18 protein-coding genes are annotated in these 26,202 nt (G+C 30.0%); 1 reads left to right on the forward strand and 17 read right to left on the reverse strand.

The window, feature by feature from the left end; translation table 11 throughout:
* Positions 1-130: 130 nt before the first annotated feature.
* From KEC93_RS21000 to glnA, 14 genes are all read right to left on the reverse strand, one after another.
* Complete coding sequence (locus KEC93_RS21000) at positions 131-1,159, reverse strand: sulfate ABC transporter substrate-binding protein (RefSeq protein ID WP_172462705.1); 1,029 nt, start codon at positions 1,157-1,159, stop codon at positions 131-133.
* Positions 1,160-1,713: 554 nt separating this feature from the next.
* Positions 1,714-2,760 carry a sulfate ABC transporter substrate-binding protein gene (locus tag KEC93_RS21005; protein WP_012060351.1) on the reverse strand — a complete coding sequence of 349 codons (1,047 nt, stop codon included), beginning with the start codon at positions 2,758-2,760 and terminating at the stop codon, positions 1,714-1,716.
* A gap of 459 nt (positions 2,761-3,219) precedes the next feature.
* Complete coding sequence (locus tag KEC93_RS21010; protein ID WP_012060352.1) at positions 3,220-3,384, reverse strand: FeoB-associated Cys-rich membrane protein; 165 nt, start codon at positions 3,382-3,384, stop codon at positions 3,220-3,222.
* A 63-nt stretch (positions 3,385-3,447) separates the two neighbouring features.
* Positions 3,448-5,598: a ferrous iron transport protein B gene (gene feoB, locus KEC93_RS21015; RefSeq protein WP_077869770.1), complete on the reverse strand. Its 2,151-nt coding sequence runs from the start codon at positions 5,596-5,598 to the stop codon at positions 3,448-3,450.
* A 74-nt stretch (positions 5,599-5,672) separates the two neighbouring features.
* Entirely contained in the window at positions 5,673-5,894 is a 222-nt protein-coding gene (locus tag KEC93_RS21020; RefSeq protein WP_012060354.1) for a FeoA family protein, read from the reverse strand.
* A 13-nt stretch (positions 5,895-5,907) separates the two neighbouring features.
* Positions 5,908-6,117 carry a FeoA family protein gene (locus KEC93_RS21025; protein ID WP_012060355.1) on the reverse strand — a complete coding sequence of 70 codons (210 nt, stop codon included), beginning with the start codon at positions 6,115-6,117 and terminating at the stop codon, positions 5,908-5,910.
* Positions 6,118-6,927: 810 nt separating this feature from the next.
* Entirely contained in the window at positions 6,928-8,136 is a 1,209-nt protein-coding gene (locus KEC93_RS21030; RefSeq protein WP_077869625.1) for an NADP-dependent isocitrate dehydrogenase, read from the reverse strand.
* 333 nt (positions 8,137-8,469) lie between these two features.
* Complete coding sequence (locus KEC93_RS21035; protein WP_207717948.1) at positions 8,470-9,276, reverse strand: putative phage replisome organizer; 807 nt, start codon at positions 9,274-9,276, stop codon at positions 8,470-8,472.
* A gap of 542 nt (positions 9,277-9,818) precedes the next feature.
* Positions 9,819-10,109, reverse strand: coding sequence for a hypothetical protein (locus tag KEC93_RS21040; RefSeq protein ID WP_012060358.1), 291 nt, complete (start codon positions 10,107-10,109; stop codon positions 9,819-9,821).
* Between the two features lie 242 nt (positions 10,110-10,351).
* Complete coding sequence (locus KEC93_RS21045; protein ID WP_077869624.1) at positions 10,352-11,269, reverse strand: CPBP family intramembrane glutamic endopeptidase; 918 nt, start codon at positions 11,267-11,269, stop codon at positions 10,352-10,354.
* Positions 11,270-11,797: 528 nt separating this feature from the next.
* Positions 11,798-13,270, reverse strand: a complete 1,473-nt coding sequence (locus KEC93_RS21050) for a glutamate synthase subunit beta (protein ID WP_012060360.1) — start codon at positions 13,268-13,270, stop codon at positions 11,798-11,800.
* A gap of 13 nt (positions 13,271-13,283) precedes the next feature.
* Positions 13,284-17,861 carry a glutamate synthase large subunit gene (gene gltB / locus KEC93_RS21055; RefSeq protein WP_038457919.1) on the reverse strand — a complete coding sequence of 1,526 codons (4,578 nt, stop codon included), beginning with the start codon at positions 17,859-17,861 and terminating at the stop codon, positions 13,284-13,286.
* Between the two features lie 172 nt (positions 17,862-18,033).
* Positions 18,034-18,594, reverse strand: a complete 561-nt coding sequence (locus KEC93_RS21060) for an ANTAR domain-containing response regulator (RefSeq protein ID WP_012060362.1) — start codon at positions 18,592-18,594, stop codon at positions 18,034-18,036.
* Between the two features lie 41 nt (positions 18,595-18,635).
* The gene (glnA, locus tag KEC93_RS21065; protein WP_012060363.1) at positions 18,636-19,967 is read right to left on the reverse strand and encodes a type I glutamate--ammonia ligase; all 1,332 of its coding nucleotides are present in this window, start codon (positions 19,965-19,967) and stop codon (positions 18,636-18,638) included.
* A 961-nt stretch (positions 19,968-20,928) separates the two neighbouring features.
* Between glnA and KEC93_RS21070 the strand changes: the two genes are divergently transcribed.
* The gene (locus KEC93_RS21070) at positions 20,929-22,242 is read left to right on the forward strand and encodes an aspartate kinase (RefSeq protein ID WP_039769505.1); all 1,314 of its coding nucleotides are present in this window, start codon (positions 20,929-20,931) and stop codon (positions 22,240-22,242) included.
* 542 nt (positions 22,243-22,784) lie between these two features.
* Here KEC93_RS21070 and KEC93_RS21075 read toward each other — a convergent pair.
* The 3 genes from KEC93_RS21075 to KEC93_RS21085 form a co-directional block, all read right to left on the reverse strand.
* Complete coding sequence (locus tag KEC93_RS21075; RefSeq protein WP_077869623.1) at positions 22,785-23,438, reverse strand: LysM peptidoglycan-binding domain-containing protein; 654 nt, start codon at positions 23,436-23,438, stop codon at positions 22,785-22,787.
* Positions 23,439-23,630: 192 nt separating this feature from the next.
* On the reverse strand, positions 23,631-24,284 hold the full coding sequence (locus KEC93_RS21080; protein ID WP_039769507.1) for a DedA family protein: 654 nt from the start codon (positions 24,282-24,284) through the stop codon (positions 23,631-23,633).
* Positions 24,285-24,418: 134 nt separating this feature from the next.
* Positions 24,419-26,110 (reverse strand): AAA family ATPase, encoded by a 1,692-nt coding sequence (locus KEC93_RS21085; protein ID WP_065418859.1) that lies wholly within the window; start codon positions 26,108-26,110, stop codon positions 24,419-24,421.
* Between the last annotated feature and the right edge of the window lie 92 nt (positions 26,111-26,202).

The following is a 26,202-nucleotide window of genomic DNA, read 5'->3' on the forward strand; positions in this document are numbered from 1 at the left end:
TTCCTCTTATCTAAGTTAGATATAAAACTGGCAATCTCCCAGATTTGATTCTCCTTGATTGTATAAGTTCAACTAAAATTCTTTTTGGCATCCACCACTGAATCAATTTTAACTTTATACTCTAATATTCTCAGTTTTTAGGAATATAAATTTGGTCAAATGTTCCCCCATCTGAAAAATGAGTCTCTTGAGCTTTTTTCCATCCTCCAAATAGTGAATCATCTATTTTTACAAGATCCAATTTAGGAAATGTATCTTTATATTCCTCAGCAACGTCTTTATCCCTCGGTCTATAATAGTTTTGAGCTACTAGTTCTTGTCCTTCTTTAGTGTATAAGTAGTTCAAGTATCCTTCAGCGACATCTTTAGTACCTCTTTTATCAGCAACTTCATCTACTACTGCAACTGATGGCTCTGTTAAAATACTTAATGATGGAGTAACTATTTCATAATTATCTTTTCCAAGCTGTTGTAGTGATAACATAGCTTCATTCTCCCAAGCTATAAGAACATCACCTAATCCTCTTCTAACAAAACTAGTAGTTGCTCCTCTTGATCCTGAATCTAATACAACTACATTCGAATATAACTTGGACATAAACTCTTTTATAGAATTTTCATCACCATTATATTTTTTTGATGCATAAGCCCAGGCCGCTAAGTAATTCCATCTAGCTCCACCTGAAGTTTTTGGGTTTGGTGTTACAATTGAAACACCATTCTTTGTTAAGTCATCCCAATCTTTTATATTCTTTGGATTTCCTTTTCTAACAAGAAAAACAATAGTTGAAGTATATGGTGCACTATTTTCTTTAAAACTACTTTGCCAATCACTATTCAAGAGACCAGCTTTGCTTATGGCATCAATATCATATCCCAATGCTAAGGTTACAATATCAGCATCTAATCCCCCCATAACTGCCTGCGCTTGTGAACCAGATCCTCCATGAGATTGATCTATTGTTACATCTTGTCCAGTTTTTTCTTTCCAGTACTTTATGAAACTTTCATTAAACTTAGTGTATAATTCTCTTGTAGGATCATATGATACATTCAAGAGCTCCACTGGTTTCTTACTATTATCGCCATTAGTTCCTTGCTTTCCACAGCCGACAAAAGCCCCAGTAATTAGCGTAATAGAAAGCAGCAAACATAACATCCCAGTTTTTTTCACAATATTCTCCCCAATCTTTTTTCATAAATATTTATTGCTCATATATAAAAAATCAATATTCATATATGTTTAGTAGGATTTTAAACAAATGACATCCTAGAAAATAACAAGTTTTAGTATACGTTGCAGTAATAAATTTACACTTAAAGTTTTATTAATCTAAGATCCACTTCATACTTTCGTATAGAAACCTAATTAAATCATACATTATTAAAACTTTATCTCAATTATTATATAAAATAATGCTTTATGTGATGATTGCACTGTTTAGCTAATCATATATAAAGTTTTTTATTTCCTACTAATTTTATAAACTTTATATGAAATATACTATAAGGGAATTTTATGTTTTTGTCAATAAAATTAACTCAAAAATATTAATTTTTAACAAAAATCAAACTTACTAAATGAAAATGTTAAATTTTATCCAGTAAGTTTTTGAAATTGTTATTTTGTAAAATATTATTTATATTTCGAAATCACCAAAATTTGTATCTATGATTATAAAATTAATATTAAATTATTTAACTATTGAATCATTATTTTTTAGGAATATAAATTTGGTCGAATGTTCCTCCATCTGAGAAATGAGTTTCCTGAGCTTTCGCCCATCCTCCAAATTCACCGTCTACTGTAACTAAATTAACTTCTGGAAATGTGCTCTTATACTTTTCAGCAACTTCTTTATCTCTAGGTCTGTAATAATTTTCTGCTGCTATTTCTTGTCCTTCTTTAGTATATAAATAATCTAAATATCCCTCTGCAACTTCCCTAGTTCCTTTTTTATCAACAACTTTATCAACTACAGCAACAGGAGGTTCTGCTAAAATACTTAATGATGGCACTACTATTTCATACTGATCTTTTCCAAGTTGATTAAGTGATAAAAGTGCTTCATTTTCCCATGCTATAAGTACATCTCCTAATCCTCTCTCAACAAAACTTGTTGTTGCTCCCCTAGCTCCTGAATCCAATACTGTTACATTTGAATATAACTTTGACATAAAATCTTTTATAGCCTTTTCATCACCATTATACTTTTTCGATGCATAGGCCCAAGCTGCTAAGTAGTTCCATCTAGCTCCTCCTGATGTTTTTGGATTTGGTGTTACTATCGAAACTCCATCCCTCGTTAAATCATCCCAGTCTTTTATATTCTTAGGATTTCCTTTTCTAACAAGAAAAACTATAGTAGATGTATATGGCGAACTATTTTCTTTAAATTTACTTTGCCAATCACTATTTACAAGACCAGCTTGACTTATAGCATCTATATCATAGCCTAGTGCTAAGGTTACAATATCAGCCTCTAATCCACCAATTACTGATTGTGCCTGTGCACCAGAGCCTCCATGAGATTGATTTATTGTTACATCTTGTCCAGTTTTATCCTTCCAATATTTTATAAAACTATCATTAAATTTTGTATATAATTCTCTTGTTGGATCATATGATACATTCAAAAGCTCTACAGGTTTTTTACTGTCCGAATTTTCACTATTAGCTTCTTGCTTTCCACAACCTATAAAAGCCCCCATTATTAAAGCTATAGAAAGCGTAACACTTAATATTCTTCTCTTCTTCATAACATTTGCCCCTTTCAAATCCATTATTTATCATATATGTTTAGTAGGCTTTTAGTTATAATTGCCTATCTAAATCTCAATTAAAGAATTTATAACAACATCAATAATTCGTATTATTTTATTGGTTATACTGATATGTGTTTCAATCCCTATTATTTCAATAGGATTTATATGATTTATACTATAGTTTATATTATTCACTTTGTCAATACATTTATTCAAAAAAATTCCATTAACATAGAACACAGTACCCACAGTTTTCTCTCCACAAATATAAACTTCAAGAAAAGAACAAAATCATAGGAGACTTTAGAATCTGGAGAATAAAAAAAGTAGTTGCCTTAAACAACTACTTAACATATATGCCGCAATATTTACATTTAATATATTAATAAGCCAATTTCTCATTTAATACTAAAATATAGGTTTCTAATTGCAACATATTTAATTATTAGCATTTTATTTTTGCTTTATTTTTATTCCGTGGCATGCATTAGCTGATGAACAACCGGAGCATCCACATCCGCAGCCACTTTCTCCATTTTTAGCTTTTTTTATTTGCTTCCCTATCACAAATGCCATAAATCCAAATATTATACCAGCTAATATAATTGTTGCCACCATAATTATCACTCCTCAAATCTTAATCTAAGTAAACCGTTATACTTAAATCTAGTTGTATAAACATTATTTTGTATAACTTAAATTAGCATTAACTACTTTTTCTTTTGATCCTTTTCTTCCTGTTGCTATAACTATAAATACTACAGCTACTGCAATTATAATTGAAACTACAGCTCCAACTAAACTTCCAACTCCCAATATATAATTACCAACTTGGTTAATAACAAGTGCCACTATATATGCAGTTGCTGTCTGGAATCCTATAGTAATAAATGTCCATTTCCAATTTCCCATTTCACGTCTTATTGTACCAATTGCCGCGAAACAAGGAGCACAAAGTAAATTGAATGCCATAAATGCAAACCCGCTTGCTGCTGTAAACATTGCACCAACATTATTAATTAATGTTGGATCAGTTTCAGATGCATCTGCTATTCCATATAAAACCCCAAATGTTCCAACAAGATTTTCCTTTGCAACAAGTCCTGTAACTGTTGAAACTGATGATTGCCAATTTCCAAAGCCAAGTGGTGCAAATATAGGTGCAATAATATTTCCTAGGCTTGCTAATATACTATTATCTGCGTCTACCATTTCGAATGACCAATTAAATGATTGTAAGAACCATACTGCTGCACAAGAAACTAAAATTATTGTTCCGGCTTTTGCTATAAATGCTTTTACTCTATCCCACATATGAATGACTACACTTTTTGCGCTTGGTATATGATATTGTGGTAATTCCATAACAAATGGTGAAGGATCTCCAGAAAATAATTTTGTTTTCTTTAATATAATTCCACAAACAACAATCATTATTATTCCCAAGAAATATGCTGATGGAGCTACCCACGCTGAATCATTAAAGAATGCTGATGCAATTAAAGCTATAATTGGCAACTTAGCACTACAAGGAATAAATGTAGTTAACATAATCGTCATTTTTCTATCTCTCTCGTTTTCCATTGTACGTGTTGCCATAATACCAGGTACACCACAACCAGAGCTAATAAGCATTGGTATAAATGACTTCCCTGAAAGACCAAACTTACGGAAAATTCTATCCATAATAAATGCTACACGGGCCATATATCCGCAGTCCTCAAGTACAGATAAGAATAAGAATAAAAGTATAATCTGTGGTACAAATCCAATTACCGAACCTACTCCACTAATTATTCCATTAATGACTAATCCTTGTAACCAGTCAGCTACATTTGCACTCGCCATCCAATCTGAAGCACTTCCTTGAATTATCTCTCCAAATAACGTATCATTAATCCAATCAGTTCCTATTGTCCCTATTGTTATTGCAATATAATATACTGCGTACATAATAACCACAAAAATTGGCAATGCCAAGAAACGATTTGTAACAATTTTATCAATTTTGTCTGATGTTGTTTCTTTTCCATTGCTGCTCTTTTTAATCGCACTTGAAACTACATCTCCTATAAATGCATATCTATCTGAAGTAACAATACTTTCACTATCGTCATCAAGTTCATTTTCATATTTCTGTATTACTGCTTCTATATCACTTAATATGTTTTCTGGAAGTTTCAAATTATCTATTATGTTTTTATCGCGCTCAAATAATTTTATAGAAAGCCAATTAATATTAGTATCTTTACTTTGTATATTACCTTGGACAATTTTTTCTATCTCATCGAAAGCATCCCTAGCTTCTTTTGAAAAAGGCACTTGAAAATTCGGCTTTTTCTTTGAATTAGCTATTTCGATAGCCTTTTCCGCCGCTGCTTTAACTCCATTTCCTTTAAGTGCAGAAGTTTCTACTACTGGACACCCTAAAGTTTTTGATAATTTATTAATATCTATTTTATCCCCATTTCTCTCTACAATATCCATCATGTTAAGTGCTATAACGGTAGGGATTCCTAATTCCAAAATCTGAGTTGTTAAATATAAATTTCTTTCAATATTAGATGCATCCACAATATTGATTACTGCGTCTGGTCTATCATTTATCATAAAATTACGTGTTACAACTTCTTCAAGTGTATATGGTGATAGAGAATAAACTCCTGGTAAATCGACAATTTCAACTTCCTTATGTCCTTTTAACTTACCACCCTTTTTTTCAACAGTTACCCCTGGCCAGTTACCAACATATTGTGATGAACCTGTAAGTTCATTAAACATAGTTGTCTTTCCACAATTAGGGTTACCTGCAAGCCCTATTTTAATTGACATTTCTATTCCTCCTCATCACTATATATACCTTTCTTTATTAAATTGAACTATGGTATATATTTTTTTGTATTGAATTACTCTACAAGTATCATTTCTGCATCAGCTTTACGAAGTGATAATTCATATCCACGAACTGTTACTTCTATTGGATCTCCAAGTGGTGCCACTTTACGAACATACACTTCACACCCTCTTGTTATTCCCATATCCATAATACGTCTACGGACTGGTCCTAAACCATCAACCTTTTTAACCTTAACAGTTTGTCCACATTTAATCTCCTTTAATGTGTTCATTATAAAAATCCTCCTAAACTATAATTCTACTTGCCATTCTTTTATCTAATGCAACTCTGCTATCCTTAACATTTATTATTAGATTTCCTCCAAGTTCAGAAATAATTTTAACTGTTTCACCTGTAACAAACCCTAAACTGTTTAAAAATCTTTTTGTTTCGTCATTTCCAGTAATCTTTTTAATATTCATTTCATTTCCCTTATTAGCTAATATTAATGGCATAATGCTTCCCCCTTAATTAGATTCACTAATTTTTGCATAAATTATTTATGTATAATTCCTTATATTTTATCGCCAATTAAAGTCACAATCAATTGATAATGATTTTAATTAACTTCTCTATAAATAATAATAGCACTTTTCACTCTCATTGAAAATGATTTTCAATGACTTTTTTTAAAAATTATGCTTTCATCAATTGGTAACGTTTTATTATTACATTTTTGCTTTTTTTGTTAAATTTACTTAATTATTTTAATAAATTTATAATTATTAATATATTATTTGATTCTATGAACTTCAATAATTTAAATGACTTTTTCATAAAAAATAAGAATTCTTACTATAGAATCATATATTTTATTAGCTAAATATATAGAATCTACTCTTATTCAAAAACTTTATTAACTAGAATTCTTAAACATAAGCTTTATATTTCAATATATATTACCAAAATAATTCTTCATTATAACTCTAAAAATATTGCAAAATTTTTTTAGAATTATTGTGAATTGTAAAATGTACATTCTAAATTGCAACATATATATACATAATGTTATCAACTAAGTTTCCTATATTTTTTATATTCATTTTATTCAAAATGAATATAAAAAATAGACTATCCAAAATAGAAAAACATTCTATCTTGCACAGCCTATTTTCATTTATACTTTATATATATTAGTTAAGTTTCTAAATTTTCAACATAACTTAGCACTTGTTGTGCTAGACTTTAAATATAAATCTATTATTAAAACACAGATATAACATTGTGTGCACTCATTCTTAAATATTAAATCACACAAAATAAGATTAAAGTATTTCCTCTAATGTCTTTCTTATAGCTTTAATAAAGTCAAATGTATTTAATGTTTGAATGTTATCATGCTCAGCAAGTAACGATAAGTCTTTAGTCATTATTCCATCTTCAATTGTCTTTATTGAAGCCTTTTCCAATTTATCTGCAAAATCCACTAAAGCTGAATTATTATCTAATTCTCCTCTTTTCTTTAAGGCTCCAGACCATGCAAATATGGTTGCAATTGAATTTGTTGATGTTTCTTCACCTTTTAAGTGCTTATAATAATGCCTTTGAACAGTTCCATGAGCTGCTTCATATTCGTAGTTTCCTTCTGGAGAAACTAATACTGATGTCATCATTGCAAGTGAACCAAATGCGGTAGCAACCATATCACTCATTACGTCTCCATCATAGTTTTTACAAGCCCAAATAATTCCACCTTCTGATTTAACAACTCTAGCAACAACATCATCAATTAACGTATAGAAATATTCAATGCCCGCCTCATCAAACTTAATTTTATATTCATCATCAAAAATATCTTGAAAAATATCCTTAAATGTATGATCATATTTCTTTGAAATTGTATCCTTAGTTGCAAACCATAAATCTTGTTTAGTATCTAGTGCAAAATTAAAACAAGCTCTTGCAAAACTTTCAATAGACTTATTAAGGTTATGCATCCCAAGAACTACTCCATCACCTGCAAAGTTATGTACTAACTCTCTTTTTTCTTCGCCAGTCTCAGAGGTAAATACAAGTTCACATTTACCTTTACCTTCTATTTTCATTTCAACATCCCTATATACATCCCCATAAGCATGTCTTGCTATCGTAATAGGCTTTTTCCATGTTCTAACATATGGCTTAACTGGTTCTACTATAATTGGTGCCCTAAATACTGTTCCATCTAATATTGCTCTTATAGTTCCATTAGGACTTTTCCACATTTCTTTTAAATTATACTCTTTAACTCTTGCTGCATTTGGTGTAATAGTTGCACATTTCACACCAACTTTATACTTTTTGATAGCTTCTGCAGCATCTACAGTAACTTGATCGTCAGTTTGATTTCTATACTCTAATCCAAGATCATAATATTCTGTATTTAATTCGATAAAAGGATTTAATAATTCCTCTTTTATTGCGCCCCAAATAATTCTTGTCATTTCATCTCCATCCATTTCAACTAACGGAGTTGACATTTTTATTTTTTCCATATTTATTGCCTCCTATATTGCTTATATTTACTTTAAAAATCTTTAGAAACTAACTTTCTTTTTCCTTTTAGACATCTTAATTTCTATAAATAATTATACAATATTAACGCCCTATTTTCAAACAATTAGCATTATTATATATGTTTTAATAATAAATTTACATTTAAACTTATAGTAAGCCAAGCGCTAGATTAAGATAGAATATCTAAACTCAATTTTAATATATGTTTTTCCAATGAAATATATATTAAAAAGTAATTCTTCATAATAATTCTAAAAATATTGCTGGAGTTTTAGTCGTAATTGTACATTGTAAATTTTAATATATTGTAATTACTCAAAAGACCACTCAGATATTATAGTTTCTCCTTCTCCTAAGGTAATTTCGCCTTCACTAAACCAAAAGATATCATTATCTTTATTTCCTCTATCTGTAATATTATCAGAAACATCTTCATCATAAGATTCTATATCACTCTCATTTTTCTTTTTGTTTACTCTTTTCTTCTTCTTACTTTTATTTTTTTCAACTTCAAAAATTACAGGAGAATTATTATGTTGATCACTCTCGTCCTTCTTTGCTTCCGTCATATTGCTATTATTATTGCCTTTATTTTCATTGTTTGATTTTTTGGTATTTGCTTTTAAAAGCATTACTCCATTATCTTTATTCTCTTTAATGCTAATTTCTTGTTTTTCTTTTATAGGAAGCACATTCTTCAAGTTTACTTCTATATTCTTATTTTTATCCATATCAGTCTTTTCTAGAATTTCTGTATTATTTTCCTTTTTTACAATTTCAGCTTTTTCCTTAACTTTGATATTTTGATGCTTCACAAAATTTTTCACCTTGTATATATTATTATCTACGATTTCAATCATTTCTAAATTCATTAAAACATCTAATGCAGCTTTTACTCCACTGATATCTCTATTAAATTCTATTGATAAGGTCTCTACTGTATACGGAATATTTCTTGACATATATAATTCTCCCTCTTGATTTACCTTTCCAGCTAAAACAACCATCCTATTCCAGACATAGTGAATAAGATCTCTATTAGACATTCTATCTATTATTTTAAATTTTGTGTCATCATACATATCAACTCTAAATTTTACGTATCTTCTTTCTCTCATATTTATCATTTCCCCTCATATTTATTTCTTAACAAATTAATTCCAAAAAATGTTCTTATATGCAGAAAAGTTCCACATTGCAGCATAGCTGCTCTTTCTATAGGTGCATAGCTGCTCTTTTCAATGTGCGTATCTTCTTTCTCTCATATTCATCATTACCCCTCATATTTACATCTTATCAAGTTAATCAAAAAAAGATTCTTATATACAGCATAGCTGCTCTTTTTCAATGTGCATACTTTCTTTCTCTCATTCTCATCAATCCACTTTCATACTCATATACCACTAATTAATTCAAAAAAACGTTCTTATATGCATAAAAGTTCCACATTGCAGCATAGCTGCTCTTTTCAGTAGTGCATAGCTGCTCTTTTTATCGGTGCATATTTATCCTTCCAATTAATATATACGCAAAAAAAGAAATATATAAAGGGTTCTAACAAATTTTTTTATCAAAATTATAATTTTCTAACTAAGTTATGCGTAATTATTTAGACAGCAAAAAAGCTCAGTTACCAAAACTGAGCTTTAATATAAAAATATTATTTTTCTTTTTTGTCTACATCTTCATATTCAACATCAATAATTTCTCCAGTTGTATAGTCATCTACAGGAGTGCTGTAGACTTCCTTATCTCTATCATTATTATAATAGTTATTTAAATTCTTCTTTCTCTTTTTTTCTTTAAAAAATCCCACTATCTTCATAACAATATATATTATTACTCCTGCTATCAGAAGCCATGGAAGAATATGTAGAATTAATGATCCTACTAAAAATATTATACAAATTGTTCCTATAATATACATATATCTTTTAAATTCTCTGTTCATTACACTCAACCTCTATATTACTTAGTTTCTCATTTAGTTAAAAGCATATCTTAAGTATACCTTATGAATATAAAATTTACAATGTACATAACAAAATCGTAGTCGACTTTGGTTAAGTTCCGTATTGTGCTTCGCACTCTTTTCATTTTTTAAGTTCCGTATTGTGCTTCGCACTCTTTTCATTTTTTAAGTTCCGTATTGTGCTTCGCACTCTTTTCATATGTGTAGATTTTTTACGCATTTTATGCTCTATAAGGTATGAATTTATATGTTATTAAAATTGTTACTATAAGCAATGCTGTAACAACTATTCCTCCTTCTGGTCCAAAGCTTCCCCCATTAATTATATTTGAATTAATAGTTCTTATGGTGTATATAGAATCTGTAACATTTCCACTTACCAAAAATCCAAAAATGTCACCCTGAAAATAATTCCAAGTTATATGATACCCTATGCACATCCATATATTTTTAGTCTTTATGAATAAATATCCCATAAAAATCCCGAATAAAAACAAATTCACGTATGCAAGTAAACTGATTCCATGATTTAATGAATGCATTAGTGAAAAAATTATGGATGATCCTAAAATAGGAATCCATGCTATTTTAGTTTGTTTTAAAACAGTCATGCAATACCCTCTAGCAAAAAGTTCTTCATTAATGCCAACAAATATAAAAACAATAAGCTGTAAAAATAATGTCCTTGAAAAGTTTGGATTATTAAAACCATTCACTAGTTCAACTGATTTAGTACATAACAATATAATTGCAACTATAGTAAATGATATTGCGCCAAATAATAAGCCATAAAATAAATCTTTCCATCCTTTTCTTATATTAATTAATCCAATATCTTTCACTTTTTTTCTATCTAGAACTTTCCAGAATAAAACTACAAAGAATATCATTAGTATACATTGTATCAAATTTAAAAATGCGCCTGGAAAAGAAGACATACTTAAGAGCTGCTCAGTAATATAACTTATACCCTCATCTTGCTTTAACAGCAATGCTGGATTAGTCATAAAAACAAATGCACTATATATATTACTGAAGACAACCGACATTATAGTTGTAGATACAAAGAAACATACGAAAACAAGTATTATCTTCCAACCAGATCTTACTTGCTTACGATCATTACTAAAAATTCTCATTAACATCCTCCAATCAATTTCTCTTTACAATTTTATTCTCTTTTAAAACATATATCTCTAAATCAACCCTTTTTCATAATTTATCCCCTCAATTTGCATAATGTCTGAAGATTTATCTTCAATATAAATTCCTAAAGAATAAAAAATATTCACCTCTATATTATATATATCTAGTTAATATAAATTCATGAAAATATTCTTAATTATTAATTAAAATATATATTTCATGCGAATCTATACTGAGTGTGGCGTTACTTTCCTAATATATATTTCGATTCACAATTCACAGTTCACAATGCACATTTCACAATTACGACTAAGACTCTTGAAATATTTTTATAATTATCATGAAGGATTATTTTTGCAATATATATACCATCTATAAACATGTTGGTTATAAAATATTCTTCATATAATCCAAGTACTTGCTTATTGTTATCTACTATTTCTAAATTGAAAATCTAATTTTACATAAAAAATAGGAGTGATACTTCTAAATACTTAGAATATCACTCCCATTTCAATATGCTATTTTCTTAAGAATTCATTAACAGATATTCCTGCTCTTATTCCTTCATTTATAGCTGTAACAACTAATGATTGTCCACGTCTAGCATCACCTGTTGAAAATACTTTGTGTACATTAGTTTTAAAATCTTTTTCATTTGCTTTTATGTTACTTCTTGCATCTGATTCAACACCAAAAGCTTCTTTAATGTAATTTTGTGAACCTGTGAAGCCCATTGCAAGCAATACAAGTTCGGCTTGATAAGTTTTTTCTGATCCTTCAACTGGCACTGGACCAAATCTTCCATTTTCGTCTTTCTTCCATTCAACTTTTACAGTATCAACACTTTCAAGATTTCCATCTTTATCTGTATTAAGACCTGTAACTGTAGTTAAATATTCTCTTGGATCTTTGCCATAAAGGTCTATAAATTCTTCTTGGCCATAATCAACCTTAAGAACTTTAGGCCACTCTGGCCATGGATTATTAGCTCCTCTTTCTTTAAGAGGTTCACCCATTATTTCAAATTGAACTAATGATTTACATCCATGTCTAAGTGAAGTTCCAACACAATCTGTTCCTGTATCTCCACCACCAATTACAATTACATTTTTATCTTTTGCTGAAATATAATTATTATCATCATGATTTGAATCTAGAAGACTTTTTGTATTAGCTTTTAAGAAATCTACTGCAAAATGTACGCCTTTAACTCCATCTCTACCTTTTGCTACAAGATCCCTAGGCTCAGATGCACCAGTTGCAAGTACTACTGCATCATATTCATCTAATATTTCATTTGCATCATAATTTTCACCAATATTAGCGTTAGTTACAAATCTAATACCTTCCTCCGCCATAAGATTTATTCTTCTTAATATAACTTCTTTATCAAGCTTCATATTTGGAATACCATACATTAATAATCCACCTGGTCTGTCACTTCTTTCAAAAACAGTAACTTTATGACCACATTTATTTAATGTATCTGCTGCTGCAAGTCCTGCTGGACCTGATCCTATTACAGCAACTTTCTTTCCAGTTCTCTTAGCTGGAGGATTAGCTTTAACTATTCCATTTTTAAAAGCAGTATCAATTATAGCTCTTTCATTTTCCTTTATAGCAACTGAAGGCCCATTTAATCCTGCTGTACATCCAGCTTCACATGGAGCTGGACATACTCTTCCTGTAAATTCTGGGAATGGATTAGTCTTATCTAATCTTTCATAAGCTAAATCCCATTTTCCTCTATACACTAAGTCATTCCATTCAGGAATTAGGTTATGAAGTGGACAACCAGATACCATACCTGAGAATAATACTCCTGATTGGCAGAATGGAACACCACAGTCCATACACCTTGCACCTTGAATACTTTGCTTTTCTGCTGGAAGACTTAAATGAAATTCTTTATAGTCTTTTATTCTTTCTTTAGGTTCTCTATTTTTACCTACTTCTCTATCATACTCTAAAAATCCCGTTGGTTTACCCATTTTTCTAACCCTCCTAATTTCCTTTAATTTCTTGGAAAGTTTTAATTAATGCTTCATCCTCATCACATCCAAGATTCTTATGCTTTTCAACAGTTTCCAATACTCTCTTATAATCCTTTGGAATTATTTTGTGGAATTTAGATTTTTCTGTCTCAAAGTTGTATAATATTTTATTTCCTTTAGGAGAGCCTGTAACTTTCACATGTTCTTCAATTAAGTTCTTTAATTCTTCTTCATCTTCTAAGCTTAACTCTTCTAATAGAATCATTTCTTCATTTAAGTTTATTCTAAAGTTTGGATCCTCTTCATAAATGTAAGCAATTCCGCCACTCATACCAGCAGCAAAGTTAATTCCTGTTTTACCTAAAACAACAACCTTACCACCTGTCATGTACTCTAATCCGTGAGCTCCAACTCCTTCAACAACAGCAGTCGCTCCTGAATTTCTAACGCAGAATCTTTCACCTGCAATACCATTTATAAATACTTTTCCTGAAGTTGCACCATATAAAGCAACATTTCCAATCAAGATATTATCTTCTGCTACAAATGTTGATTTCTTTGGAGGATATACTATAATTTTACCACCTGATAATCCCTTACCTAAGTAATCATTAGCATCTCCTTCAACTTCAAAGGTTAATCCACTTGGAATGAATGAACCAAAACTTTGACCTGCAGCTCCATTACACTTAATAGTAATAGAATCTTCTGTTAATCCATCTGAACCATTTACTCTTGTTATTTCAGATCCAAGAATAGTTCCAAGTGTTCTATCAGTATTAGTTATATCAATTTCAAAGTTTACTTTTTCTTTCTTTTCTATAGCGTCTTTAAATTGGCTTAAGAATACTTTTTGATCTAGCACTCTTTCTAATTTAAAGTCGTATTTCTTAGTTTCATCAAACTTAACAACTTTTCCTTTATACTTATCTGGAGTGTAAAGTATTGAGCTTAAATCAACATTCTTAGCTTTCCAGCCATGAATATTTTCTCTCTGCTTAAGTTTGTCTACTCTACCAACCATTTCATCAATATTTCTAAATCCAAGACTTGCCATAATTTCTCTTAGTTCTTGAGCTATAAAGTACATAAAGTTAACTACATATTCTGGTTTTCCTTTAAATCTCTTTCTAAGCTCTTCATTTTGAGTTGCAACTCCAACTGGACAAGTATCTAGATTACAAACTCTCATCATAACACAACCTAAAGTTACTAATGGTGCAGTTGCAAAGCCAAATTCTTCTGCTCCAAGAAGGGCAGCTATAGCAACATCACGTCCACTCATAAGTTTACCGTCTACTTCAACTCTAACTCTTTCTCTTAAATCGTTAAGAAGTAATGTTTGGTGAGCTTCAGCTAGTCCAAGTTCCCAAGGAAGTCCGGCATTTTTGATTGAGTTTTTAGGTGATGCACCTGTTCCTCCATCATACCCTGAAATTAATATTACTTCTGCTCCACCTTTAGCAACACCAGCTGCAACAGTTCCAACTCCACATTCTGAAACTAACTTAACAGATACTCTAGCTCCAGTGTTTGAATTCTTTAAATCATATATTAATTGAGCTAAATCTTCTATTGAGTAAATATCATGATGAGGTGGTGGTGATATAAGACCAACCCCTGTAGTTGAATGTCTAGTTTTAGCAATCCATGGGTAAACCTTAGTTCCAGGTAATTGACCACCTTCACCAGGTTTTGCTCCTTGTGCTAGTTTTATTTGAAGTTCATCTGCATTTACTAAATACTCTGAAGTTACTCCAAATCTACCAGATGCAATTTGCTTTATTGAAGATCTTCTTGAATCCCCATTTGCATCTTTAGTCCATCTATCCTTATCTTCTCCACCTTCACCAGTGTTAGACTTACCGCCAATTCTGTTCATGGCAATAGCAAGTGCTTCATGAGCTTCTTTAGAAATTGATCCATAAGACATTGCTCCTGTCTTAAATCTCTTAACAATTTCTGAAACTGGCTCAACTTCTTCAAGTGGAATTGCCTTAGAATTATAGTTAAATTCTAATAATCCTCTTAAAGTGATTTCAGCTTTTTCATCATCAATTAAAGAAGTATATTCTTTAAATAATTCATAATTTGATGTTTTAGTAGCTTCTTGAAGTTTATGAATAGTTAATGGATTATATAAATGCTCTTCTCCACTATCTTCTCCTGATCTAAGCTTTTCATATCCTGGAGAATCTAACGAAAAGTCTGCTGCATAAGTTTTTTCTTTAAATCCATTTTTGTGGTTTATCTCTGCTTCTTTTTGAATTTCAGCGAGTCCAATTCCATCGATTCTGCTTATAGTATTAGTAAAGTATTTATCAATAACTTCTTTTCCAATTCCTATAGCTTCAAAAATTTGTGCTCCTTGATAAGATTGTATTGTTGAAATACCCATTTTTGAAAGTATTTTAATTATACCTTTAAGCACTGCTTTATTATAGTTGTAAACAGCTTTATCATATTCTAAATCAAGTAATCCTTCTTCAATTAATCCTCTTAAGCTTTCATAAGCCATATATGGATTTATAGCAGAAGCACCAAATCCAAGCAATGTAGCAAAATGGTGAATCTCTCTAGGCTCTCCACTTTCAAGTATTAGAGCAACTGAAGTTCTTGTTCCTTTTTTAACCAAATATTGATGAAGTGCTGATACTGCAAGTAATGACGGAATAGGAACTTTTGCCTCACTTATATTTCTATCAGATAATATAAATATAGTATATCCCTTTTCATAAGCATCTTGAGCTTTTTCAAACGTTTCATTTAATGCTTCCTCTAAAGAGCCACCTTTATCAAATACAATATCAATTACTTTTGATTTTAAGTTTCCTTTATTATAAGCCTTTATTTTAGCTAATTCTTCATCATTAATTATTGGTGAATCGAGTTTAATCAACTCACAATTTGATGCTTTATCTTCTAATATATTACCCTCTGGTCCAAGATAAACATTAGAAGCTGTAACTATTTCTTCTCTAATAGCATCAATAGGAGGATTAGTTACTTGTGCAAATAACTGCTTGAAGTAATTAAATAACGGTTGAGAATTCTTTGATAATACTGCTAAAGGAACGTCTACACCCATAGCCGCTAATGGTTCAGCTCCAGTTTCAGCCATTGGAAGCATTGTTGTTTTTACTTCCTCATAAGTATATCCAAAAGCTTTTTCTAATTTCTTTCTAGTTTCCTTATCATATTCAATCTTGAACTTCTTACTTTCATTCATTTTATCTAAAGTAATCAGATTTTCTTTTAACCATTCTCCATAAGGATATTGATTAGCATAAGAATTTTTTAATTCTTCGTCATCTATAACTTCTTTCTTAACTGTATCTACAAGTAACATTCTACCTGGCATTAATCTATCTTTCTTTTCAACAATTTCAGCTGGTATATCCAATGCACCAACTTCTGAAGAAAGAATAAGTCTTCTATCTTTAGTTATATAATATCTTGATGGTCTTAAACCATTTCTATCTAAAACTGCACCAACTTTTTCGCCATCTGTAAATACGATAGCTGCTGGACCATCCCATGGTTCCATTAGTGTAGCATTATATTCATAAAAAGCTTTCATTTCTTTACTCATAGTTTTACTCTTATACCATGGTTCTGGAATTGCCATCATAATAGCTCTAGTTAAATCCATTCCATTCATATATAAGAATTCTAAATTGTTATCAAATATCGCAGAGTCTGATCCTTCTTTATTTATGATAGGTAACACTCTGTTTAAATCTTTTCCAAGTGCTCTAGATTTAACATTTGTTTCTCTAGAATAAACCTTATTAACATTTCCACGAAGTGTATTAATTTCACCATTGTGAATCATAAATCTATTAGGATGAGCTCTTTCCCAACTTGGGAATGTATTAGTACTATATCTTGAATGTACTAATGCCAAAGATGTTTCAACTCTTTCATCTTCTAAATCTTTATAAAATTCTCTAAGCTGTGTAGATAGTAACATCCCTTTATATACTATTGTCTTTGATGAAAAAGACGCTATGTAGAAAGTTTCATTTAGGAATTTACTTATCCATCCTGCTCTTTTTTCTATATTTCTTCTAACAATATATAAATTTCTTTCGAAATCTTTTCCTGGTTTTATTCCATTTGGTCTTCTTACAAAAGCTTGCATTATTGCAGGCATTGCTTCTAGCGATGCTTTTCCAAGTATTGAAGGGTTTGTTTGAACTTCTCTCCACCCAATTAGTTCAAGTCCTTCTTCCTTTGATATATCTTCAAAAAGGCTCATAGCTTCTTTTCTTGCCTTTTCTTCTTGTGGTAAAAATACCATAGCAACAGCGTAATCCCCTTCGTTTCCGAGAGTCATACCTTTTGATTTCAATTCTTCCTGAAAGAATTTGTGTGGTATATTAAATAATATTCCTGCTCCATCTCCTGTATGTTCATCAGCGCCTGTACCACCTCTATGCTCTAGCTTTTCTAGGATAGTTAAACAATCTGATAATATTTCATGAGATTTCTCACCATCAATGTTTACTATAGTCCCAATTCCACAAGCATCATGTTCAAAACATGGATTATATAACCCCTGTGCATTCGGATTATTTCTTTCCATTAAAATTCCCCCTTGAGATAATAATATATTCATTTGTACCTTCCTAAATATTTATCTATCAGGCACCTATTTATCCTTAAAACAATCATATTGCATTTATGTGTAGCAAACAACGAGTAAATACATCCTTTTTTGAAATATAATTACTCGCGTATTTGCTAAATTTTACAAGTTATTCATTTTCACTTAATATTAAACTCGCAATATCTTTCATTCTTTTCCCAGAATCCATACTTATCTTCTGCATATATCTAAAAGCTTCATTCTCCGTAAGTCCTGAAGTTTTCATGAGTTGACCCTTAGCCTTTTCGATAAGCTTTCTATCTTCTAGAGTATGTTCTAACTTTTCAACTTGATCCCTTAGCTTCTTGATTCTCTTTTTGCTTTGAAAAATTAAATTTATAGCATTAGTTAAGAGAACATTAGAGATTTTGGTACCAATACAATATATATCAGTATCTTCTTCTATAAATGATTTATAAGGCTCATTTACGATAGCTAAAAAACTAGTTACATCTACTAGTGTTTCATAAACATCTAGTAAACTCATATCCTTGAATTTATATCCTACTAAGACTAGGTCTGGGGAATGTTGCATAACTAATCTAATTAATTCATTTCCTGAAGCACATAATGCTATGATTTCATAGCCTTCCTGCATTAGTAAACTCTTTAATTTTTTTGCTGTCTCAATATTGCTTAAAGCTATAATAATTCTTCCATCTTGAGCCATTGCAATCCCCACCTTAATTAATAATAATTGGTATTACTAAATTAATATCTATTAAGATAGTTTTCTAATTCCCAGTCATGTACTTTAGTTCTATAATCATCCCACTCAGCTGCTTTACCTTCAAGATAATTGTTGTATACATGATCTCCTAAAGCTGACTTAGCTAACTCACTCTCTCTCATGAATTGAACTGCTTCATATAAGTTATTAGGTAAGTTATCAATTCCGTTAGCTTTTCTTTCCTCATCAGTCATAGCAAAAATATTTGCTTCAACTTCTGCTGGTGGTTGTAGATTGTTTTTAATACCATCTAATCCTGCTTGTAATAGAGCTGCTAATACTAAATATGGGTTAGAACTTGGATCTGGACATCTAAGCTCAACTCTAGTTCCTGCGCCTCTAGCTGCTGGTACTCTTATTAATGCTGTTCTGTTTTTACAAGACCAAGCTAAATAAACTGGTGCTTCATATCCTGGTACTAATCTCTTGTATGAATTAACTAATGGGTTAGTAACAGCTGCAAGACCTTTTATATTCTTTAATAATCCTGCTATAAAGTTATAAGCTATTGGACTTAAGCCATTCTTATCATTTTCATCAACAAAGACATTCTTTCCATCCTTGAATAATGACATATTAACATGCATTCCTGAACCATTAATTCCGAAAATTGGCTTTGGCATAAATGATGCATGTAATCCGTGTCTTTGTGCAATAGACTTAACAACTAGCTTGAATGTCATAATACTATCAGCTGTAGTTAATGCATCACCATATTTAAAGTCAATTTCATTTTGACCTTCAGCAACTTCATGGTGAGATGCTTCAATCTCAAATCCCATTTCTTCTAATGCTAAAGTCATGTCACGTCTTGCATTTTCTCCCAAATCTGTAGGTGCTAAATCAAAGTACCCACCTTTATCTTGAGTGTTTGTTGTTGCATTACCATTTTCATCAGTTTCAAATAAGAAAAATTCACATTCAGGTCCAACATTCATTGTATATCCAAGTTCAGCTGCATCTGCTATAGCTCTCTTTAAGATATATCTTGGATCACCTTCAAATGGCTTTCCATCTGGTTTATAAACGTCACAGATTAATCTTGCAACCTTGCCTTGTTGCGGTCTCCATGGGAAAATTACAAAACTATCTAAGTTCGGTCTTAAATTCATGTCAGATTCTTCAATTCTAACGAAACCATCAATAGATGATCCATCAAACATACATTCATTATTTAATGCTTTTTCTAACTGTCTGTCTGTAATTGCTACGTTTTTTAATGTTCCAAAGATATCTGTAAATTGAAGTCTTATAAATTTAACTCCATTTTCCTTTACTAAGTTAATGATATCTTCCTTTGTGTACTTTGCCATTTTACAAACCCCCTTTTTTTCTAAAAAAAGACGCACAATAGAAGCGGTATACCATCTATTGAACGCCTTTGCTCAATTCATTTAATAAGTAAATTATATACCACCATTTCTAACAAATCAATAGATTTTTTAAAAAAGTAAGTATTTTTGTGGTAAAAACTTTAATTTTTAAAGAAATTAATACCATATTCTTTAAAAATTAAAGCTTATATTTATCAAATTGATAAATATAAAAAATAACTTCTGCAGAAAATTATTTTATAACTTATAACAAAAAAACGAAATCAATCTGAATTATTAATTCTATGACTCCGTTGTCAAAGTATATATAAATTTGTAATACATATAGATAGCCCAACTAAGACCTGAACTTATGCATGTAACTCGCCGAAATGAATAACATACTTTTGTTCCAGTTTCTAGGTAATTCTGATGGGTGATTCTAAGGCTACAAAGTTGCACCCAAAGTGCTAGCCTCAAAGAACAAGCTTTGAACTAGCACATTTGGAATAGTTCAAAGGAAACTCGACTCACTTCGTTCACTGAGTAATTTCAATTGACCAAATCATAGATTTGGAATTTTAATTAAGAATCACATCCATCAAAATTACCAATGAAACATTCCACAAAAGTATATTACCCATTTCTAGTCAGGATATATTTCATAGTATAAATATAACTTATAATTGGCTTATCTATATAACTCCTGATAATTAAAATATTTTTATATTAAATTACCAGTACCATATTGTTAACATACTCTTATTTCTACTTTGTTTTTCTTGATTTATTCAACGTTGAATTTCAATGAAAAACAAGAAATAATCAAGTTTCACTTGGTATTTTTATTATACAAATCAATATTTACTCTGTCAAACGTTATTAATAATTAGCTTGAACATTTTTAGATAAATTGCTACAATCTTATATGTAAAAATACATATATATGGGGGCTATAATTATGAACACAATTGTAACAAAATTTGGTGGAAGTTCACTAGCAGATGCAACTCAATTTAAAAAAGTTAAAGAAATAATCTTTTCAAATCCAGAAAGAAGATATGTAGTACCATCTGCACCTGGAAAAAGAAATTCTAAAGATTCAAAGATTACTGATTTATTATATCTTTGCCACGCTCACGTTTCTACTGGAATATCTTTTGATGATGTTTTTAATCATATAACAGATAGATATTGTAATATCGTTAAAGATTTAAATTTAGACTTTGATATTACAGAACATTTAAACATCATAAAAAAAGATCTTGAAGAAGGGGCTTCAAGTGATTATGCTGCAAGTAGAGGTGAATACTTAAACGGATTAATACTTGCTAACTATCTTGGCTTTCAATTTGTTGATGCTAAAGACGTTATGGTTTTTAATAGCGACGGTTCCTTAGATTCTAAGGCGACAGATTCAGCCCTTCATTATAAATTATCTAAAATTTCTAAGGCTGTAATTCCTGGCTTTTATGGAGCAGATAAAGACGGAAATATAATCACATTCTCAAGAGGTGGTTCTGATGTAACAGGAGCTTTAGTTGCTTCAAGCATCAATGCTGATCTTTATGAGAATTGGACAGATGTTTCAGGATTTTTAATGGCAGATCCTAGAATAATAGATAATCCAAAACCAATAAGCAAAATAACTTATTCAGAACTTAGAGAACTTTCTTATATGGGTGCTTCTGTATTACATGAAGATGCAATATTCCCAGTAAGAGAAGTTGGAATTCCAATAAATATAAAAAATACAAACAAACCTCAAGACGAAGGTACTTTTATCGTAAAAAATACAGATGGCTCAATGAAACCAACAACTGTAACAGGTATAGCTGGTAAAAAAGATTTCACAGTTATTTCAATATCTAAAGCATCAATGAATTCAGAGCTTGGTTTCTGTAGAAAAATTTTATCAATACTTGAACAGCATAATATTTCATTTGAAAATATGCCTTCTGGAATAGATACAGTATGCTTTGTAATTCAAGACACTCAATTGAAGAACAAAAAGGATGTTGTTGTGGAAGAAATTAAAAGAGCATGCAACCCAGACAGTATAGAAATCCATCCAAATTTAGCTATGATTGCTACTGTTGGACGTGGAATGGCTAAACAAAGAGGCACTGCTGCTAAGATATTTACAGCTCTTTCAAATGCTGAAATCAACATTAGAATGATAGACCAAGGTTCTAGTGAGATGAACATATTAGTTGGTATAGAAAATGATGATTTTGAAAAAGGAATTGCTGCAATATATAACGCATTTAATTAGAAAATAGATATAACCGAAAGAAGGATACACTTTTGTTCCGGTTGCTAGAGAATATGACTTTGGATTTCTAACATTAGAAATTGTACCCATTCCTGCATGATCCTTAGTTCCTAAGGACAAGCAACAATGGAACAAGTTCTAATGAAGAAACTCCAAAAGCCACATTCTCAATGCAACACTCCACAAAAGTATATCCTTCTTTCTGATAATGTATGATTTTAATATGTAATTATTAATCTATAACTGCATGCTCCCATTATTCAATGTGACAAGCAGTAAATGTAACAACCTCTCATCAATAACTTTCATCAGCTCAATTTCAAATGCCTGTTCCACAAAAATGTATGTGCTTTCTGGTATAAATGTATATAACAATTTATTATAAATATTGCAATATATTAAATTCTCTATTTTGGGCCATTTCTATTTAAAGATAAGTATAAACCTTTACTAGGACATTTAATTCTGTAAAGGTTTATACTTAGTAACTGCTAATCTTAATACATGATATAAATAAACAAATAATTCATATTTCTAATATTCTATAAAGCTGGTAAAAAAATCTTTTCTCCTAAAGGCAAATCATTATTAGGTAAATTATTTATATATACTAGAAACTTCATTACAGATTCAGTAGTGTATTTAGGATAATATTCACTGGCTACTTTATACCATGTATCACCTGCCACTACTGTATACATTGTTCCACGTTTAAGTGCATTCTCTGGTATATTTACAATAGTTTGAGAATTTATATTATTTACATCATCAATTTTATTTATTGATTTTATCATCTTAATTGTACTGTTTAGATTGCAAGTACTTTCATATTTTCTAGCAATATCAGTCAAAGTTTCTCCTTGTTTCAATTTATAACTAATGCATTGTAAGCTACTCAAATAATCAGATGTATCAATATCAGTTTTTCTAATTTCACTGTTAGCCTTTTGCTCTTTAACAACTTGCGTTTCATTTGCTAATGTATTAGTAGGTACACTCTTATTAGAACTTTCACTTTTAGAAACTGGCTTTATTTCATTATTGACATCAGAAGTTTTAGTAGGAATATCAGTATTAATATTTTTATTTTCAGTTGATGAGGTTATTGATTTCTCTATTTTATAAAATGTGGCAGATAATAATAAAGCTGTAAACACACACAGTATTATTATTAAAGGAATTGACTTTCTAATCATTATATGATTACCTCCAGTAATTTTTTATTATTCTTAGAAGTATTATCATGTAAGAGCCATTATATTCAGCTTTTAACCAAATTATGTAACATATTTCCATAATTGAGTTAATCAATGAGTATCTTACATACTAATACATTTTAAAGCAAAAGCCTAATTAAAGAGTCTTTCCACTCCCTAATTAGGCTTTTTTTATACTGTTTGATTAGTCTTTTTCATCTTGCTTCTTAAGAATTCAACGATAACTGGTACGATAGATATAAATATGATTGCTATAATTACAAATTCAAAGTTCTTTTTAACTACTGGAATGTTTCCAAAGAAAAATCCTAGTGCTGAAACTACTAATACCCATAGAATTCCGCCTATTGCATTAAACGAAATAAAGTGCCTATATTGCATCTTTCCTATTCCAGCTACAAATGGTGCTAGCGTACGGACTATTGGGATAAATCTTGCAAATATTATTGTTTTTCCACCATGCTTTTCATAGAATTTATTAGTTTTATCTAAGTGTTCTTTCTTAATAAGTTTCCCGCCAGCAATATTAATAAGTTTATCGCCAAAAATTCTTCCTATTTCATAATTAACTGTGTCTCCTAAGATTGCTGCAACCATTAAAAGTCCTAGTAACGCATATATATTAAGCATTCCCATAGCAGCAAAAGCAGCAGCGGCGAATATTAACGAATCTCCTGGCAAAAATGGAGTTACTACTAATCCTGTTTCCAAAAATATTATGAAAAATAGTAGCAAATATGTTTCAAATCCATAATTGTTTATTATGAATCCTAGATATTTATCAAGATGCAAGAATATATCAATTAAATAAGTAACTGTATTCATATTTTTCCTCCCATATGTTTCGACATATTAATTAATTTATAACATATGGTTATTATACATTATTATTTAGTAAAGGGAAATTAAGATTTTATTAAAAAATGTGTATTTTGACTAACAAGTAGTTCATAAAATTTTTAACTGCCTTGAGTTATTTCCACTTCTTTATTTTTAAATACGATGGCAAGTTTTATAATATTATTTATCCCTCTGCTTAAAAGCTCTTGTGCATATTTTTTGTTCTCTATTTGCTCTAAAGCTTCTTTGGTTGCTTCTTCTATTGTATCGCTTAAGAATTCATCTATCTTTTTAAACTCTATTACTATCCCATATTTTGAAGCATCCTTTGGTATTATCATTACATCATACCTTCCATACCCACTTTCTTTATTTGATTTTACTTCATAATTATCAGAAAGTGACACTAACATTCCAAGAACAAACGCATGATAAACCTTTTCTGGTTCCTTTCCTGAGACATCAAAATAACTTACATTATTTATGACAAAACCTTTAAATAATGCTCCAAAGTTTCTTATATCTCCATTTACCAAAGCATTAAGCATAGTCCTATACTTTAACATACTTAAGCTATCATCAAACCACTTTAATATCATATTCTTAAAATATATATAAACCTCTTTATTGGGAATTGCTAAATCACACTTTAAAATACCTTCTATATTTTCTTTTTTGACAGCCTTTAAATATCCTGTCATAAGTAAAAAACTCCATACGCTCTCACTAGATCCTTCAATCTCTCCCATAATTACATTATCATCTATAACTTTTTCAATAGTTTTATTTTCTATTAAATATTCAAATTCTTTCTTTATTTCCTCGTTTCCATTTGAAAGAATTTTCTTAACTAAAGCATTTTCACTACTATTAATCCAGTAAGGTTTAAATCCCTCTTCCCGATTATCAATATAATTTAGTACTGACCATGGATTGTATATGATATTGTTTCCAAAAATATATCCATTGTACCATTCTTTAATCATATTCTTATCTATATTAACATTGTTATTTTCATAATATGATAAAATCTCATCTATCTCATTTTCCAAGAAGCCAAACTTATCACTAAATTTGTTTCTGATTATTGTATCTACCTCCAAATTATTAAGTCCTGAAAAAATACTTTCTTTGGCTACCCGAAGTATTCCAGTAAGCAATGCTTTTTCTATATATAAATTACCTTTAAGCACCGAACCTAATAAATTTCTCATAAATAATATTACCTCATCATAATATCCATTTATATATGCTTCTTGTATTGGCACATCATACTCATCTATAAGTAATATTACTTTTTTATCATGATATTTGCATAGATACCTGCTTAAATTTTTTATTGAATTTGTTAACAGCGGAATATCACCTTTACTATAGAGTATTTTGTTGAAATCTTCTTTATCTGCATCTAACAGATTATCACTGTCTAAAACATATATATATTCTTTATACACTTCTGACATAAGACCTCTTATTGCTGATGTAAAATCTCTAAAATTAGCAAATTTAGTATCCTTAAGCGTTATAAAAATAACCGGCTGTTTTCCTTGTAACTCCATAATTTGCTTATCTTTTTTTATATTTAATTCATCAAATAATGTTCTAGACTCATCTTTAGTATTTATATCAAAGAAGTATTTAATCATACTCATATTTAAAGTCTTGCCGAATCTTCTTGGTCTAGGAGTTAAAATTATATTAGCAGAATTATTTATAAATTCTTTTATAAGTAAGCTCTTATCTACAAAATAATAATCATTTTCTATTAACGTTTTAAAATCATCTATTCCAATTGGCAGCTTCTTTTTAATAATAATCTCCTTCTTTCCTACTAAACATATCCACTCATTTACATTTTCTTTCTTTAATATTATATCCTATAAACTATTTGCTTAAAATAAGA

The sequence above is a fragment of the Clostridium beijerinckii genome, from assembly GCF_018223745.1.
GTDB lineage: Bacteria > Bacillota > Clostridia > Clostridiales > Clostridiaceae > Clostridium > Clostridium beijerinckii.

Coding starts and splice junctions, on each gene's coding strand:
- KEC93_RS21080 (WP_039769507.1), bottom strand. CDS start 24,284: ATGAATACAGTTACTTATTTAATTGATATATTCTTGCATCTTGATAAA.
- KEC93_RS21050 (WP_012060360.1), bottom strand. CDS start 13,270: ATGGGTAAACCAACGGGATTTTTAGAGTATGATAGAGAAGTAGGTAAA.
- KEC93_RS21035 (WP_207717948.1), bottom strand. CDS start 9,276: ATGAGAGAAAGAAGATACGTAAAATTTAGAGTTGATATGTATGATGAC.
- KEC93_RS21075 (WP_077869623.1), bottom strand. CDS start 23,438: ATGATTAGAAAGTCAATTCCTTTAATAATAATACTGTGTGTGTTTACA.
- gltB (WP_038457919.1), bottom strand. CDS start 17,861: ATGGAAAGAAATAATCCGAATGCACAGGGGTTATATAATCCATGTTTT.
- KEC93_RS21070 (WP_039769505.1), top strand. CDS start 20,929: ATGAACACAATTGTAACAAAATTTGGTGGAAGTTCACTAGCAGATGCA.
- KEC93_RS21030 (WP_077869625.1), bottom strand. CDS start 8,136: ATGGAAAAAATAAAAATGTCAACTCCGTTAGTTGAAATGGATGGAGAT.
- KEC93_RS21045 (WP_077869624.1), bottom strand. CDS start 11,269: ATGAGAATTTTTAGTAATGATCGTAAGCAAGTAAGATCTGGTTGGAAG.
- KEC93_RS21005 (WP_012060351.1), bottom strand. CDS start 2,760: ATGAAGAAGAGAAGAATATTAAGTGTTACGCTTTCTATAGCTTTAATA.
- feoB (WP_077869770.1), bottom strand. CDS start 5,598: ATGTCAATTAAAATAGGGCTTGCAGGTAACCCTAATTGTGGAAAGACA.
- KEC93_RS21060 (WP_012060362.1), bottom strand. CDS start 18,594: ATGGCTCAAGATGGAAGAATTATTATAGCTTTAAGCAATATTGAGACA.
- KEC93_RS21020 (WP_012060354.1), bottom strand. CDS start 5,894: ATGAACACATTAAAGGAGATTAAATGTGGACAAACTGTTAAGGTTAAA.
- KEC93_RS21025 (WP_012060355.1), bottom strand. CDS start 6,117: ATGCCATTAATATTAGCTAATAAGGGAAATGAAATGAATATTAAAAAG.
- glnA (WP_012060363.1), bottom strand. CDS start 19,967: ATGGCAAAGTACACAAAGGAAGATATCATTAACTTAGTAAAGGAAAAT.
- KEC93_RS21010 (WP_012060352.1), bottom strand. CDS start 3,384: ATGGTGGCAACAATTATATTAGCTGGTATAATATTTGGATTTATGGCA.
- KEC93_RS21040 (WP_012060358.1), bottom strand. CDS start 10,109: ATGAACAGAGAATTTAAAAGATATATGTATATTATAGGAACAATTTGT.
- KEC93_RS21000 (WP_172462705.1), bottom strand. CDS start 1,159: ATGTTATGTTTGCTGCTTTCTATTACGCTAATTACTGGGGCTTTTGTC.